The sequence below is a fragment of the Acinetobacter sp. ABJ_C4_1 genome, from assembly GCF_044538495.1.
Lineage (GTDB): Bacteria > Pseudomonadota > Gammaproteobacteria > Pseudomonadales > Moraxellaceae > Acinetobacter > Acinetobacter nosocomialis_A.
The window spans coordinates 559802-574108 of record NZ_JBIUCQ010000001.1; the positions used below are offsets into that span (position 1 = coordinate 559802).

General features: G+C 36.9%; 14 protein-coding genes. 8 read left to right on the forward strand and 6 right to left on the reverse strand.

Annotated features, from left to right (window positions below):
- Nucleotides 1–63 precede the first annotated feature (63 nt).
- Complete coding sequence (locus ACIF8R_RS02555; protein WP_396478871.1) at nt 64–2292, forward strand: phosphocholine-specific phospholipase C; 2229 nt, start codon at nt 64–66, stop codon at nt 2290–2292.
- 47 nt (nt 2293–2339) lie between these two features.
- Here ACIF8R_RS02555 and ACIF8R_RS02560 read toward each other — a convergent pair whose 3' ends face one another.
- Together ACIF8R_RS02560 and ACIF8R_RS02565 are read right to left on the reverse strand one after the other, a co-directional pair.
- Nucleotides 2340–2774 carry an acyl-CoA thioesterase gene (locus ACIF8R_RS02560; RefSeq protein ID WP_396478873.1) on the reverse strand — a complete coding sequence of 145 codons (435 nt, stop codon included), beginning with the start codon at nt 2772–2774 and terminating at the stop codon, nt 2340–2342.
- Nucleotides 2774–3931, reverse strand: a complete 1158-nt coding sequence (locus ACIF8R_RS02565) for an iron-containing alcohol dehydrogenase (RefSeq protein ID WP_396478875.1) — start codon at nt 3929–3931, stop codon at nt 2774–2776. Before ACIF8R_RS02565 ends, ACIF8R_RS02560 begins: the two co-directional genes overlap by 1 nt.
- A 299-nt stretch (nt 3932–4230) precedes the next feature.
- On the opposite strand from ACIF8R_RS02565, the gene ACIF8R_RS02570 reads away from it, so the two are divergent.
- On the forward strand, nt 4231–4590 hold the full coding sequence (locus ACIF8R_RS02570) for a YcgJ family protein (RefSeq protein ID WP_311070639.1): 360 nt from the start codon (nt 4231–4233) through the stop codon (nt 4588–4590).
- A 270-nt stretch (nt 4591–4860) separates the two neighbouring features.
- On the opposite strand, the gene ACIF8R_RS02575 is transcribed toward ACIF8R_RS02570, so the two are convergent.
- A complete protein-coding gene (locus tag ACIF8R_RS02575) occupies nt 4861–5334 on the reverse strand; it encodes a winged helix-turn-helix transcriptional regulator (protein ID WP_396478877.1) in 474 nt (157 codons plus the stop codon).
- A gap of 62 nt (nt 5335–5396) precedes the next feature.
- Here ACIF8R_RS02575 and ACIF8R_RS02580 point away from each other — a divergent pair, with 62 nt between their 5' ends.
- The 5 genes from ACIF8R_RS02580 to ACIF8R_RS02600 all read left to right on the forward strand — a co-directional run bounded on the left by ACIF8R_RS02580 (nt 5397) and on the right by ACIF8R_RS02600 (nt 9647).
- The gene (locus ACIF8R_RS02580) at nt 5397–5624 is read left to right on the forward strand and encodes a tautomerase family protein (RefSeq protein WP_209048224.1); all 228 of its coding nucleotides are present in this window, start codon (nt 5397–5399) and stop codon (nt 5622–5624) included.
- A 302-nt stretch (nt 5625–5926) separates the two neighbouring features.
- A complete protein-coding gene (locus ACIF8R_RS02585; RefSeq protein WP_396478879.1) occupies nt 5927–6430 on the forward strand; it encodes a low molecular weight protein-tyrosine-phosphatase in 504 nt (167 codons plus the stop codon).
- A 19-nt stretch (nt 6431–6449) separates the two neighbouring features.
- Nucleotides 6450–7484 carry a UDP-N-acetylmuramate dehydrogenase gene (gene murB / locus ACIF8R_RS02590; RefSeq protein ID WP_396478881.1) on the forward strand — a complete coding sequence of 345 codons (1035 nt, stop codon included), beginning with the start codon at nt 6450–6452 and terminating at the stop codon, nt 7482–7484.
- Nucleotides 7485–7488: 4 nt separating this feature from the next.
- Nucleotides 7489–8619 carry a YdcF family protein gene (locus ACIF8R_RS02595; protein WP_396478883.1) on the forward strand — a complete coding sequence of 377 codons (1131 nt, stop codon included), beginning with the start codon at nt 7489–7491 and terminating at the stop codon, nt 8617–8619.
- The gene (locus ACIF8R_RS02600) at nt 8619–9647 is read left to right on the forward strand and encodes an alpha/beta hydrolase (RefSeq protein WP_263613936.1); all 1029 of its coding nucleotides are present in this window, start codon (nt 8619–8621) and stop codon (nt 9645–9647) included. Before ACIF8R_RS02595 ends, ACIF8R_RS02600 begins: the two co-directional genes overlap by 1 nt.
- Nucleotides 9648–9707: 60 nt before the next feature.
- On the opposite strand, the gene ACIF8R_RS02605 is transcribed toward ACIF8R_RS02600, so the two are convergent.
- From ACIF8R_RS02605 to ACIF8R_RS02615, 3 genes are all read right to left on the reverse strand, one after another.
- Nucleotides 9708–10211, reverse strand: a complete 504-nt coding sequence (locus tag ACIF8R_RS02605) for a hypothetical protein (RefSeq protein ID WP_081404935.1) — start codon at nt 10209–10211, stop codon at nt 9708–9710.
- 61 nt (nt 10212–10272) lie between these two features.
- A complete protein-coding gene (locus ACIF8R_RS02610; RefSeq protein ID WP_396478885.1) occupies nt 10273–11328 on the reverse strand; it encodes a linear amide C-N hydrolase in 1056 nt (351 codons plus the stop codon).
- Nucleotides 11329–11536: 208 nt separating this feature from the next.
- The gene (locus tag ACIF8R_RS02615) at nt 11537–13210 is read right to left on the reverse strand and encodes an FMN-binding glutamate synthase family protein (protein ID WP_263613934.1); all 1674 of its coding nucleotides are present in this window, start codon (nt 13208–13210) and stop codon (nt 11537–11539) included.
- Nucleotides 13211–13744: 534 nt separating this feature from the next.
- On the opposite strand from ACIF8R_RS02615, the gene ACIF8R_RS02620 reads away from it, so the two are divergent.
- The gene (locus ACIF8R_RS02620; protein WP_396478887.1) at nt 13745–14176 is read left to right on the forward strand and encodes a hypothetical protein; all 432 of its coding nucleotides are present in this window, start codon (nt 13745–13747) and stop codon (nt 14174–14176) included.
- Nucleotides 14177–14307: the final 131 nt, after the last annotated feature.

A 14307-nucleotide genomic window follows, 5' to 3' on the forward strand; every position in this document is an offset into this window, starting at 1 on the left:
TACAGGTAAAAAGCCTGTAATACGCTGTGCACCATAAACTTAAATAATAAAAAGAACCTGATCATGATTACACGTCGTAAATTTTTAAATTATTCTTTAAATATGGGTTTTGGTGCAGCGGTATTGGCAGCTTTCCCATCTAGTATTCAAAAAGCTTTAGCAATTCCTGCAAACAATAAAACTGGCACCATTCAGGATGTCGAACACGTTATTATTTTAATGCAGGAAAATCGATCTTTTGATCATTACTTTGGAACGTTAAAAGGTGTTCGAGGTTTTGCTGATCGTTTTACAATTCCTCTGCCAAGTGGCCGCCGTGTTTGGGAGCAGCTTAGAAGTAATGGGCAAGTTTTAACGCCTTTTCATTTAGATGGTACAGCCAATAATGCGCAGCGTGCAGATGGTACGCCACATACGTGGAATGACAGTCAGCTGGCTTGGGACAATGGGCGTATGGCGAATTGGCCAGCCCATAAAACTGATATATCCATGGGTTATTTTAAAGAAAAAGAAATTCCATATCAGTTTGCACTTGCGAATGCCTTTACGATTTGTGATGCCTACCATTGCTCTATGCACACTGGAACAGATGCAAACCGTTCTTATCATTTAACGGGTACAAATGGTGCAACACCGACCAAGCGTTCATTTGTAAATAATGAATGGGACTGGATTGATGGTAACCCAGCGACGGCAGATCGCGGTTATACATGGAAAACTTATGCCGAACGTTTGGAAGAAGCAGGGGTAAACTGGATTTGTTATCAAAATATGCCAGATGAATGGGGCGATAACATGCTTGGGGCATTTCGTTCATTTCGAAAGGCCAACATTGCATCTGGTTATCCTGTTGCAAGCGGTGGTGAACCAAACAAACCATATGCAGATACGGGTCAAAAACTACCGTATAAAGCCTATGATGCTGCTACTGATAATGCCAAAAATCCACTTTATAAAGGCATTGCAAATACGCTACCGGGTAATAAACCCGAAGAGTACCTTGACGCTTTTAAACGAGACATTCGTGAGGGTAAATTACCACAAGTATCTTGGATTAATGCGCCCTCAATTTATTGTGAACATCCAGACCCTTCAAGCCCAGTTCAAGGGGCATGGTTTATTCAAGAAATTATTGATGCATTAACTGCTGTACCAGAGGTCTGGAGTAAAACAGCACTGCTTATTAACTTTGATGAAAATGACGGCTACTTTGACCACATACCGTCACCATCAGCGCCATCACGACTTGCAAATGGTCAATACGCTGGCAAATCGACATTAAGTAGTGCCGATATGCAGGATGAATATTTTGATCATGCTGCACCTGAGGGAAGCCATTCACAGCCTACACCTGATGGACGCGTTTATGGTCCAGGTCCTCGTGTTCCATTATATGTGATTTCTCCATGGAGTCGTGGTGGTTGGGTAAACTCGCAAGTGTTTGACCATACTTCTGTGCTCATGTTTTTAGAAAAACGTTTCGGTGTGAAAGAGCCGAATATCAGTCCATATCGCCGTGCAGTATGTGGTGATTTAACCAGTGCATTTAACTTTAAAACACCAAATGCAGATGTTTTACCGCAGCTCAACGGTAAACAAACACGTGTGCAGGCAGATACATTAAGGAAAAATCAAGAAGCTTTGCCTGCTGTACCTGTACCAACCGATATTAAGTTGCCGATTCAGCAAAGTGGCATACGTCTGTCGCGTGCGCTACCTTACGAGTTGCACACCAGCGCACGCTGTAAAGCCGATGGTAAAGTGCAATTGATTTTCTCTAATACAGGTCAGCAAGCAGCGGTTTTTCATGTATATGACAAACTTAACCTAGACCTTATTCCAAAGCGTTATATTGTCGAGCCGAATAAAACTTTAGATGATGAATGGGACGCTTTAAAAGATAACTTGGGCCGTTATGACCTATGGGTACTTGGTCCAAATGGCTACCATCGTCATTTTAAAGGCGATACTCAACGTATTGTCGATAGTAGTGTTAAACCTGAAATTCGAGTGTGCTATGACATTGCCAATGGTGATGTATACGTAGAACTCATGAATGAAGGAACCAAAGATGCACTTTTGACGGTAAAACCTTGTGCATATCGACAAGATACGCCGTTACAACTTACCGTAAAAGCGGGACAGATTGTTAAGCAACACTGGGCTTTGGCTGACGTGGGACATTGGTATGATTTTGAAATCACCAGTCAGAGTGATCCATATTATTTCCGACGTTTTGCTGGACGAGTCGAAACGGGTGAAGACTCTTTTAGTGACCCCGCAATGATGTAATTTTAGGTGGGCAAAAAGAACAACTTATTTTCTTTTTGCCCCATTTTTTATAATAAATAACTTTTTAAAGCTTCACGAACTGACTCAGAAATTGGCACAGTCTTACGCGTTTCGCGATCAACAAACACATGTACAAAATGTCCTTGAGCTGAGGCTTGATCTTGACCTTGTTTAAAGATTGCCAATTCATAACGTAGTGAAGTCGTACCGATTTTACCAATTGCCACACCTACCTGAATAATTTCTGGAAATGATAACTCTTGTAAAAAGCTACAAGCTGAATCAACCACTAACCCAATTGACTGTGCTTCATGAATATCAAAACCTGTTTTTTGAATGAGTAAAGCATTGGCTGCTGTATCAAAGTAGCTATAGTAAGTCACATTATTCACATGACCATAGATGTCATTATCTGCCCAACGCGTTTGAATGTCTAAAAAGAACTTAAATTGATCTCGGGTTTTTAAAATTGGTTTAGTCATTAATGAATCGCCTGATAAATTGCCAAAGCAGCGGCTTCTGTCATGTCACGTGGATTATTTTGTAGTAAACGGGTTTGCAACATGGCATCTTCAGCAAGCCGAGGTAAGCTCGACTCATCAATACCCAAATCTCTAAGTTTTAAGGTCAAGCCACTACGGTCTAAGTGGTTCTGCATATGGTCAATAAATAAATCACACAAGCCATCAGTGCTGCCATTGCTGTATGGGTCGAGCCATTGCATAAGCTCTGCATAGTATTTTTTTGCATTGGGCGCATTAAATTTTAATACTTCAACCAGCACTAAAGCATTGGTATGTCCATGCGACAAATGAAAATGACCACCCAATGGGTAAGCTAAAGCATGTACAGCGGCAACAGGCGAGTTTGCAAATGCTTGACCTGCGAGCATTGAACCGAACAGCATGTTTTGACGTGCTTCTAAATCATTACCATCTTTAATAACTTTCGGTAAGTTATGGTTTAGTAGCTTCAAAGCATTCTTAGCTAAAATATCGGTGTATATATTCTTCTTGTGTTTAGAAGTATATGCCTCAATGGCATGCACCATCGCATCGATACCTGTTGCAGCAGTAATGTGTGCCGGCAAGTTTTGAGTAAAGGTAGCATCAAGAATTGCAGTGTCGGCGTATAGTACTGGAGAGACAATCCCCATTTTTGTTGTCTCGCCAGTGGTCACAATTGAAATAGGCGTTACTTCCGAACCCGTACCGGCTGTCGTTGGAATTAAAATAAGTGGTAGGCGAGTGGTGGTTACTTGGTTTACGCCATACATGTCTTGCAAACTTTGAGTCTGGTCGGGGTGGGCGAGTAAAGCGATTACTTTTGCAACATCTAAAGAACTGCCACCACCAAAACCAATAATGGCATCTACATTTTGCTGTTTTGCATAATTGGCTGCATCTAAGACCACTTGTTCTGGTGGGTCAGCCTGTACATCTGCATAAATGTCATATTCAATATTGAGTGTATCTAAAATTTGAAGAATGGGTAGATGTAACTGATTTTTGATCATGCCAGCATCGGTGACCAGTAATAACTTACGGTAAGCTTTTGATGACAAAACATTTTGTAATTCTTGTATAGAGCCTAAGCCAGAGATGATGTTTGGAACGGTTTGAAATTGAAAATGGCTCATATACGTTATTTCCTTATTCTTGAAAATTATTGTTGAACGGTTCTATAAGATTCAATCTTTAAATAACTTAGCATAAGACACTTTAAAATAAAGTAGTTCTGGGGCAATTATGTTGAGTGTTGTATAAGATGAGCATTGTTTTTATGTGCTCGAAATCGGATATTCAGGCGATGCACAAGTTATTTAAGAAGCCATTGAACGGTGGGCTTTTTGTTATTTATAGGGCTCTATAGATTTTCTGGCAAGCTTCTAATTTATATAATGCCTTAACAATTTATAATTTTATTCGGTTCTAAAAAATGAAAATTTCTAAAACTTTACTTAGTGTTATTGGATGCACTTGCTTCATGCTTAGCTCCGCAGCGATGGCAAAAACCAACTCTGGTGTATATTCACCTCAAAAGGGTGTAATTTGTGACAAATACATTTGCGCAGACAAAAAGGGCATCTCTAAAAAACTTACAGCTAAATACTTAGGCACTTATAAAGCGAATAAAGCGTTCTCTCAAGGCGATTTTGATACTTCAGCATTTACACTTTCAAATGGTGTGTTCTGTGATACCAAAACAAAACTATGTCATGTAGACCGATATTTCGAGAATGGTCATCGTAGCAAAATTGATAGAAATATGACTGATAAGTTATTTAAAAATAAATGATTTTTTAATTGAAAATAGAATGTGAATATTTTGGATAGGTGATTTTCTAAAAGAGAATTTGCACTGTAAAAGACCTCCTGACTCGACTAAAGGTGGGTTTAAATTATTAAGTATTTCTGTAAAATTGAGATGTTGCCTTAAACAACAATAAACCTTAATGATCAGCGCAAAGTCATAAGGGGAAGCCTACTTGAAAGAGTAGGCTTTTTTATTTTATCTGTAAAAGTCTTTCGATGAAGTTTTAACATAAGAAAAAGCAAGATATACAATTTATTTCTTATTGACGCGATGAGTTAGTTTCAATTCCAGATTATTAAGATCTATGACTTGATTAGATGAATCAACAAGTTTTAATTTGAGTTCATCATCTGAATTTTTCTTAAAAACTTTAACAACATCCCGATCTGCTTCAATAAAATTACCACCAGACTCAAGCATAGCAAGCAAAACAATATTTAGACTTTTACCTTTTTGGGTAAGTAAGTATTCTTTGCGTTCTCGTACACCTACTTCTTTATAAATTGATAACTCAAATATTTCTAATTCAATAAGATGTTTGAGGCGATTAGATAAAATTTGTTTTGATATTCCTGTATTTACTAAAAAATCATTAAATTTTGTTACCCCATAGAAAGCTTCTCTTAACAAGAGGATTGTCCATCTGTCATTCAATATTTCAGTAATTTTAAAGATTCCACATACATCTACGGGAAATTTATGGTCTGGAATAATTTGATTTGACATTAGAGGAAACTCCAATTAGGATGGGTCTATAATTTAGACCTAACATTAATTCAGGTAGTATTATGCCATTTATAAATATACAAACTATAGAAGGTTTACTCGATAAAGACAGTAAGGCTGAACTTTTTAAACGGATAACAGACTTATTTGTAGAAATAGAGGGTAAGGGTAATCCGGCTTTTCGAGAGCATGTTTGGATAAGAATTGATGAATATCCACCTGAACAGTGGCAATTAGGTAGCTTAAGGCCAACAAAGGAAATGATTGAGTTAATGACTGCATCTAAGTGATTTATTTAAAGCCCTATGAGTAGGGCTTTTATAATTGAGTATGTTTTTGCTGAAAATATATTTAGCGTATCTAATGAAAATAAAAATACAAATTTAGCTACTTTGTCGCCTGATTTATCAACTTTTAATCTATTGATAAACATTATTTTCCTTTTCAACCCATCTGAGTTTTGACAAAATGCAACTTGTCACAATGGTCAACTCAAACCTGACAACAATTGATAGTTTAGTCAGGATTTTGCAAGATTTTACGTGCAAAATACTTATTCATATGTAATTCAAGTGGTTGGAATAAATTTCTAATGGAAACGCAGTATAAGGTGTTATGTGTCTGTTTAGGAAATATCTGCCGTTCTCCCACGGCCGAAGTTGTTTTCAGACATTATTGTGATAAACATCAACTTAATGTGATTGTCGATTCAGCTGGAACGAGCAATTATCATCCGAATAAAGCACCTGATCAGCGTAGCCAACTGCATGCGAAGAAAAGAGGCTATGACTTATCATCTTTACGTGCCAGACAACTTTCAACTCAAGACTTTTTAGATTTTGATTTGATTTTGGCAATGGATCATCAGAACTTTGAAGATATTCATGATTTGCTACAAAGCACTATTTTTCAATTTGGTAGCCATCAAATTCGAGCAAAAGTAGCATTAATGAGTGAACATGATCCTCAATATCCAAAACAAGCTTTGCCTGATCCTTACTATGGCGGTGATGATGGTTTCGAGCGCGTACTTGACCAATGTGAATCAAGTACTCTGGCATGGATTAATGTCTTAAAAAAACAATTGAATGTTTAAGAATAGGTTTATCAATACAATGCAAATTCAAAATCAAGTACAGCTTAAGCCATTCAATACTTTAAGTTTAGATGTAACAGCTTCTCATTATACTAAGATCACGTCTGTTGAAGACATTAAAGAAGCTTTAGATTTTGCTAAAGCGCATGAGCTAAATGTACTTGTATTATCTGGCGGTAGTAATATGTTGTTACCGCAGCAAATTAATGCGCTAGTCATTCATCTTGATATTCAGGGTATAGAAGTTTTATCTGAAGATCAGGATTTTGTTCGTGTCAAAGTGGGTGCAGGACAGATTTGGCATGATTTTGTTTTATATAGCACACAGCAGAACTGGTTTGGCTTGCAAAATTTAGCCCTTATTCCGGGCTTAGTCGGTGCTTCACCAGTACAGAATATTGGTGCTTATGGTGTTGAGGTTGGTGAGTTTATTGAGTCAGTACAAGTCTATGACCGTAAACTTAAAGAGACCCAATCAATTTTGGCGGCCGACTGTCATTTTTCTTATAGACATAGCATTTTTAAAGATGATCCGACACGCTACATCATTACGCATGTTACCTTTAAATTACTTAAACAAGCTCATTTAAAGCTGAATTATGGTGATTTAAAGGAAGCGGTTGGAGACAGTCTAACTGCCGAGAATTTACAAAATCAGGTCATCCGTATTCGCCAAAGTAAATTACCCGATCCTAAAGCATATCCAAATGTAGGAAGTTTCTTTAAAAACCCGATTGTAAGTGCTCAAGAATTTGAACGCTTAATCACACAATTTTCAACAATTCCACATTATCCTCAAGCCAACGGCAACGTTAAAATCGCAGCGGGCTGGTTAATTGATCAAGCAGGTTGGAAAGGGAAACAACTTGGTGTAGTAGGGATGTTTCACAAACAAGCGTTGGTTTTGGTGAATTATGCCAATGCATCTCTTGCTGATGTAAAGAAAACTTATCAAGCTGTACAACATGATGTTGATCAGCGATTCCATGTTATGTTAGAACCAGAGCCTGTGCTTTATAACAGTTTAGGTTTAATTGAAAATCATACGGAATAGGTCTATGCCAAAAGTACACTTGATGGTACGTTTTGTACAAGTAGTTACTGTGCTATTTGTACTATTAGGCTGTTTCGTGGTTTTTTTATATTCGCCATTTTACTCAAAACTTATTGTAGCTGGACTTAACTATTTTGTTCCGGTAGATGTGAATGAAGTGGCAGCGGAAAGCCAGCGACAAGCTGCATTAAGTGAACATGATAACTTAGAGCCAGGTTCAAACTTATGGATTGCACGTCAAGCTTATTTAAAGCTGACCGAAGATGCGATACGTGAAAAAAAGACAGAAGACTTGGGCTACATCCAAGAGAACTATAAAGCTTTGCAGCAAATTATTCTTTTAGAAGAAAAAGAACAAGAGCAGGAAGAAAAGGACGACACCTCAGCTGTAAGTGTACCTCTAGTTGCTAAAAACTCAGAAATTGATGCTGCTGACGAAGCAAGTAGTCCTATTGATGAGGCACTTTTTATTAATAGTTCTGAAAACAAAGCGCTTACCGAACAATATACTGAGTTTTTAGCCAGAAAACCTGTCGTACCAGAACATCAGAAAGCGGTAAGTGAGCCTGAGCAGAAAGTTGAATATGTCCGTAAAAATCCGTTACCGACTCAACCTAAAAAGTTATCAGAACCCTACGCTATTGTGGTGCTAGGTGGTGGTTTAACTTTAGATAAAAATGGCAAAGATATTGTAGTTAACAGCTATACACGATTAAGACTGGAAAAAACGCTAGAAGTTGAAAAGCAAAACCATTTACCCATTGTATTAAGTGGTGTTGAAGCTCCTTACATGCAGGCTTGGTTGAAAGAACGTGGCGTTGATGCAAAATTATTAGAACAAAGAAGTATGAATACTTGTGAGAATACTCGCTTTAGTTCATTGCTGCTTCAAAAGAAAGGTGGTGCACCTACGGTGATGTTAGTCACAGATGAATATCATATGCCGCGTACGCGCCGTCTATTTGCTTTGAATGGCATCGAAACGATTCCAGTGATTGCCGCAATGCCAACAGCACTTACACGTTGGCAACCAAGTACACAAAACTACGATCATAGTCGTCGTGCAAATTATGAATTACTTGCGACAATTCGTGACATGTTATTTGGTTCAAGTGATTGTCGAGAGGTGCCTTAATGTCTGAGATTCCATTTCTCAATCCTGCCGTATTAAAACAATTAGATTTACCGGTACCTAACCGTGATCTCACTCCGCAAGTTTTAAGTCCACTTAATTTAAATACATTAGAAGAACCTTCTCGTGAACTTTTAGCATACCGAAAATTATATGGTTTGCATTTGCTTGACTGTGACCATTGGCAAGGCTATGTTCAAATGCCTTTATTTCGTCTACATGTTCAAGTTTTTAAGCCTAAAGTAGATAAAGTACAGGGAACTGTATGTTTGTTACATGGTTATCTTGAGCATAGCGGGATATATCAACCCATCATTCGTGAAATACTTGAACAAGGCTTTAGTGTCATTACCTATGATTTACCTGGTCATGGTTTGAGCAATGGTTCACCAGCAAGTATTCAAAATTTTGATCATTACCAGCAAGTTCTAATGGCTGTTTATCGGTATGTAAAACATGCAGATCAATTACCTAAACCTTGGGTTGGTATAGGTCAAAGTACGGGGGGGGCAATTTGGATGCACCACCTGCTTGAGTATGCAGAAAAAAGACAAGACCCAATTGTTGATAGAGTTTTATTGCTTTCTCCATTAATCCGACCTGCTAAAACTGCATGGTGGCATAATCCAGTAGGACTCGGCATTATTCGCCGCATAAAGCGTCAGGTTCCTAGACACTTTCGACGCAATAACCATAACCCTGAATTTTTAAGATTTATCCGTTTAAAAGATCCGTTACAGCCACGCATGATGGGTATGGACTGGATTTTGGCAATGTCAAAATGGATGCAGGAAATGGAAGAACGACCAGCTTGCCGTATTCCTGTCTGGTTGGCTCAAGGAGCGTTAGATCAAACGGTAGACTGGCGTTATAACATTGAGTTTATTCGCCGTAAATTTAGACTTCAAACATTATTAATGCTTGAAGAGGGGTCTCACCAATTAATTAATGAACGTGCAGATATTCGTGCGGCTTTAACTGGTTTGATTCCAGCCTTTTTACATGCTAAGCCGAAACATTTTTATTATTAAAAGATTAATGCACTCACTCTAGTCAATAGATTGAGTGCATCAGTTAATTAAATCAGATGATTATTTTAAGCTTTGATAAAGTTCTACGAAATTTTTATATACTGAAGATTGCTTTTGCGGTGAATACATATTTCGCTCAATAATACCTTTATCTGTTTTAACTAATACATTAATATTTTTCGCGTTTTTAAATTCCTGTAAGAATTGACTTGGAATAATAAAGTATGTCGTCGAGTGCTTAGGAACAAGGCGACTGACATTTGTTTTCTCAGTAGCTTGAGCTGGTTTATAACTGAATTGTTTCCCATCAATATCAAATACTAATGAATTAATATCATAGAAGTTATAACTACTACTTAAATGTACATCTACACGGACTTGGTTTTTCTGTTGCTCATTCCATTTAACGAGTAAGCTTGGACAAAGTTCTGTAGGTAAGCAATTAAGCTGACCCGCTGTCTTTACCTCAGATGTTGTTGTCGTGGTATTAGACTTATACGAAGTCGTACTACAAGCTGCTGTAAGTAAACAAGTACCTAATAAAAATAGGGCTTTTTTCATAATGTAATTCCAAGAAAGCACGTTTAATATTATTTATCTTAGAGATGATAAATTTTACCCTTCATTAAAGAGTTTTGGGGCTTAAAAAAGTAAATGGTTTTGCAATTTTAAAGTCAGAAGTCGCATCTCCAGCATAGATATGGCTTTGCTCGGGACCGAGATCCAGTCTACGCGTTTTACCATCTTTAAAATTTATTTTCTTCAAGTCGACCCAAAATACATTTGGTGATAAGGCTGATTCAAAAAAATAAAGCATCTGTTTATGGTCTGCAACAGTTCTCCAGCGAGTCGATGAAATATTAGGCTCTTCTTGTGTATTCAATCCATATGGGACAGAGGCATTCCGAATAACACTAAATACAGAAGCCTGAGCTTGTTTCATATCATCAGTTTTTGGAATTGCATTAATATAAAATGATGCTCGTGCAAAACGGTCAGAAGCACGGTTAGTACCTGGCAGCATAATGGTGCCGCCGATTTGTTTCCAATATTCCGCAAGTGCGAGCTGTTTATCAAATGTAGGGGAGTTAGTCATAATTTGATAACTTCGGCTGTGATGAATCACTTGTTTTCCGCCAATATATTCAATGATTGCACTATCGCCTGTTTTATCGGAAATAGACAAATGAAGTGTTGTGAGTCTTGATTCGCCAGGAACGCTGTCTGTCACGATTGTATAGGGTTCTTTTTCAAGAGCTTTAACGGCTTCATCAACAGTTGCAAAGTTATCGAGTACATACTGCGCCCAAGCTGCGATGCTTAATAATGGTTTATTAGATTTTTTTACATCTGGATATTGAGATTCGACTAACCATAAGACATTAGCGACTAAACCAACCTCATTCATTCCATCGGTTGTAGCGACTTCATAACCTGTAGCAATAACGCTGCCATATTTAGACGTCCATTTTATTGAATTTGGTCCTGCACTCCCATCACGAGCAACACCACTCGGCAAAATCCATAAATTCGTGCCTGTATCAACCTTCCAGTCCATTGAGCGGGCTGTAATAACATGTTGGTCATTGCCTAAATATACCGCACGTGTACAAGCGGCTGCATAGCTACTTAAACCAACAGCAAGAGCAATAAAAGCGGGAATGAATGTTTTTTTTAACATGAGTGAACACCTTCTTGTTATAACAATTTGAGGATATTTATTTGATAAAATTAAAGTGTGTATATTATTTATACTTTTATAGTAGGTGAAAAATATAGCAAAGACAAATTAATAACAGAATTTTATTTAAATAAAAATCACATAATAAGTTAGAAAATAAAAGGGCATCACAATAAAGATGATGCCCAAATAATCAATCTAATTTAAATTAAAAATGATTGGCATCGGCCATATTCCACATACGGTAATAGAAATTATCATCATCATTTTTTAGTTCAGATTGTAAAAGTTCTCCTTCTTTCAAGAAGAAATGCAATTGAGCATAGTTCTTGATTTCACGGTCATTTACACGCTGAGCCAAATGATGAGCTTTAATATCTGAAGGATGGCGTAAACCAGCAGCAGCAATCATTTCTGATAAAGCATGCAATGTATTTTTATGGAAATTAAATACGCGCTCTGCTTTAGTAGGTACATGTAGTGCTTTTTGACGATCTTTATCTTGAGTTGCTACACCCACAGGACATTGGTTGGTATGACAACTTTGCGCTTGAATACAACCTACCGCAAACATAAAACCACGTGCTGAGTTAACCCAATCTGCACCTAATGCAAAAGTACTGGCAATATCAAATGCGCTAATAATTTTGCCACTTGCACCAATTTTAACTTGGTCTCTTAGTCCTGCACCTACAAGCGTGTTATGTACAAAACGTAAGCCTTCACGTAATGGGGTGCCAATATAGTCACTAAACTCAATTGGTGCTGCACCAGTACCACCTTCAGAGCCATCTACCACAATAAAATCCGGAACAATTTTTGTTTCAAGCATCGCTTTTACAATGCTCATAAATTGCCATGGTTGGCCAATACACAATTTAAAACCAACTGGTTTACCACCAGATAGTGTGCGCAATTTCTGTAAGAAATGCATCATTTCAATTGGTGTTGAAAAGCTAGAGTGTTTTGCTGGTGAAATACAGTCATGGTCACGTGAAACGCCACGAATTTCGGCAATTTCTGCGGTAATTTTATGTTTAGGTAAAATGCCGCCATGACCGGGTTTAGCACCTTGTGAAAGCTTCAGCTCAATCATTTTGATCTGTGGTAATTGAGATTGCTTCGCAAACTTTTGTTCGTCAAATTTTCCATCTAAAGTACGACAACCAAAATAACCACTGGCAATTTGCCAAACAATATCACCGCCATTTTCTAAATGATAAGGACTGAGACTACCTTCACCAGTGTCGTGATAGAAACCACCTAATTGCGCTCCTTTATTCAATGCACGTATTGCATTCGCACTCAAACTACCAAAGCTCATGGCAGAAATATTCATAATCGAAGCACTATAGGGTTGAAGGCATTGTGCATTACCAATTTGAATACGAAAACTCTTAGGATCTGCCGGTGGGCATGGACTAATTGAGTGCACAATAAAACGATAATCTTGTTGGTATACATCAATGATTGAGCCAAAAGGTTTATCCGCATTTTCATTTTTAGCGCGTTGATAAACTAAGCTTCTTTGCATACGCGAGAAAGGTAGGGCATCTTGATCGGCTTCAATAAAGTATTGGCGAATTTCAGGACGTATATCTTCAAATAAAAAACGAAAATGGCCCATAATTGGGTAATTTCTTAAGATAGAGTGTCTATTTTGTAAGACGTCATATAAACCCAATAAGCTCAATGCACTAGTGATTACCCATAAACCATTGAGTAGTGTGTCTGAAATAAAATAATAGATACTATGAGGGGTGTATACGGTTCTAAACCACGTGATACTGAGTGCAGTAAAAATACACAAGAACCAGAGAGAATGGCGTGAAAAGAATGTATTGAGAAATTTATGTCGAATGATTTGTGCCGGACTCGCCATATGTGAACAAATTCCTAATGTTTTACTGGCACATACCTTGCCAAGAAGCAGCCCAAACTACAAGTAGGGAATTGTTAGTTGTAAAAAAGTATAAAATGATATTGAGTGAATATATTTAGAAAGTGACAATGATATTGTGCTTGGGGTGACCTGATATTCAGTAAACTTAATATTGAGTAGCTTATAGAAATGATTAAATTTTATAATGATAATGTTGATTATAAACTTCATAGCTAAAGTTATTAGTTAGACTTATAGCGTTGACTAACCTTAATATGATTTGGAAAAGTTGATTAAAACTAGTTTTTCATCATATAAATTTATCCTTTATTTTAAGTATATTTTTATATTTTATAGTATTGCTCAAATTCAAAAAAAGATTTGCATATCACTTGATCAAAAAGCTAGCTTTTAAACTGATCATCTTGTGCTTTTTTAAACAGTTTTTGATAGTATTTGTCAATTGAAAGTGTATTTTCAATAGATTTTATTACAACTATATATCATTTTAAAAAAATTAAGTAAGGATTTGAAATGAGCTGGAAATTATTAACATTTTCTGTTTTTTTTACTGATATTTTTTTGTTGTTTTTAATGTTTTATCTTGGCTATGATTTTGAAACTTTTAGGAAAGTGGCTTTAGTTGAAACCTTACTGGTTGCGGCTGCCATCCTATTTGATGCAATGGAACAGAAAAAGAAACCTATTTTCCCAGGTTGTATCGTTTACCCCTTGTTAGGCATTTTATTTATTTTAGGCTTTACACCTATTCTTGATTTTTTCGCAGAACGTCCTAAGGGGTTCCATAGTTGGGATATCAAGAATATGTGGATGGTTAACGTGAGTGACGGAAATTATCAATTAGATCGACTTGCTTGGTATGGCAAAGCATATGTTCAACTAGGCTTTGCAATGGTAGGCGGAATTTTAGGTTTCATTTTTCATTTAGTCTTTAGAAATACTTAAGAGACATATTTTTCTTCTTTGCTGAAGGTAAATCACTCTTACTATATAAAATTTAAGAAAAACTGTTCAATCTAAAGCTAAACACTTAGAATTCTTATTCATATAATATTGTTTTATTATTCATTTAAAAT

What these genes read in the sequence shown, in the direction of transcription:
- ACIF8R_RS02555 (WP_396478871.1), top strand. Translation starts at nt 64, where the DNA reads ATGATTACACGTCGTAAATTTTTAAATTATTCTTTAAATATGGGTTTT.
- ACIF8R_RS02560 (WP_396478873.1), bottom strand. Translation starts at nt 2,774, where the DNA reads ATGACTAAACCAATTTTAAAAACCCGAGATCAATTTAAGTTCTTTTTA.
- ACIF8R_RS02565 (WP_396478875.1), bottom strand. Translation starts at nt 3,931, where the DNA reads ATGAGCCATTTTCAATTTCAAACCGTTCCAAACATCATCTCTGGCTTA.
- ACIF8R_RS02570 (WP_311070639.1), top strand. Translation starts at nt 4,231, where the DNA reads ATGAAAATTTCTAAAACTTTACTTAGTGTTATTGGATGCACTTGCTTC.
- ACIF8R_RS02575 (WP_396478877.1), bottom strand. Translation starts at nt 5,334, where the DNA reads ATGTCAAATCAAATTATTCCAGACCATAAATTTCCCGTAGATGTATGT.
- ACIF8R_RS02580 (WP_209048224.1), top strand. Translation starts at nt 5,397, where the DNA reads ATGCCATTTATAAATATACAAACTATAGAAGGTTTACTCGATAAAGAC.
- ACIF8R_RS02585 (WP_396478879.1), top strand. Translation starts at nt 5,927, where the DNA reads ATGGAAACGCAGTATAAGGTGTTATGTGTCTGTTTAGGAAATATCTGC.
- murB (WP_396478881.1), top strand. Translation starts at nt 6,450, where the DNA reads ATGCAAATTCAAAATCAAGTACAGCTTAAGCCATTCAATACTTTAAGT.
- ACIF8R_RS02595 (WP_396478883.1), top strand. Translation starts at nt 7,489, where the DNA reads ATGCCAAAAGTACACTTGATGGTACGTTTTGTACAAGTAGTTACTGTG.
- ACIF8R_RS02600 (WP_263613936.1), top strand. Translation starts at nt 8,619, where the DNA reads ATGTCTGAGATTCCATTTCTCAATCCTGCCGTATTAAAACAATTAGAT.
- ACIF8R_RS02610 (WP_396478885.1), bottom strand. Translation starts at nt 11,328, where the DNA reads ATGTTAAAAAAAACATTCATTCCCGCTTTTATTGCTCTTGCTGTTGGT.
- ACIF8R_RS02615 (WP_263613934.1), bottom strand. Translation starts at nt 13,210, where the DNA reads ATGGCGAGTCCGGCACAAATCATTCGACATAAATTTCTCAATACATTC.
- ACIF8R_RS02620 (WP_396478887.1), top strand. Translation starts at nt 13,745, where the DNA reads ATGAGCTGGAAATTATTAACATTTTCTGTTTTTTTTACTGATATTTTT.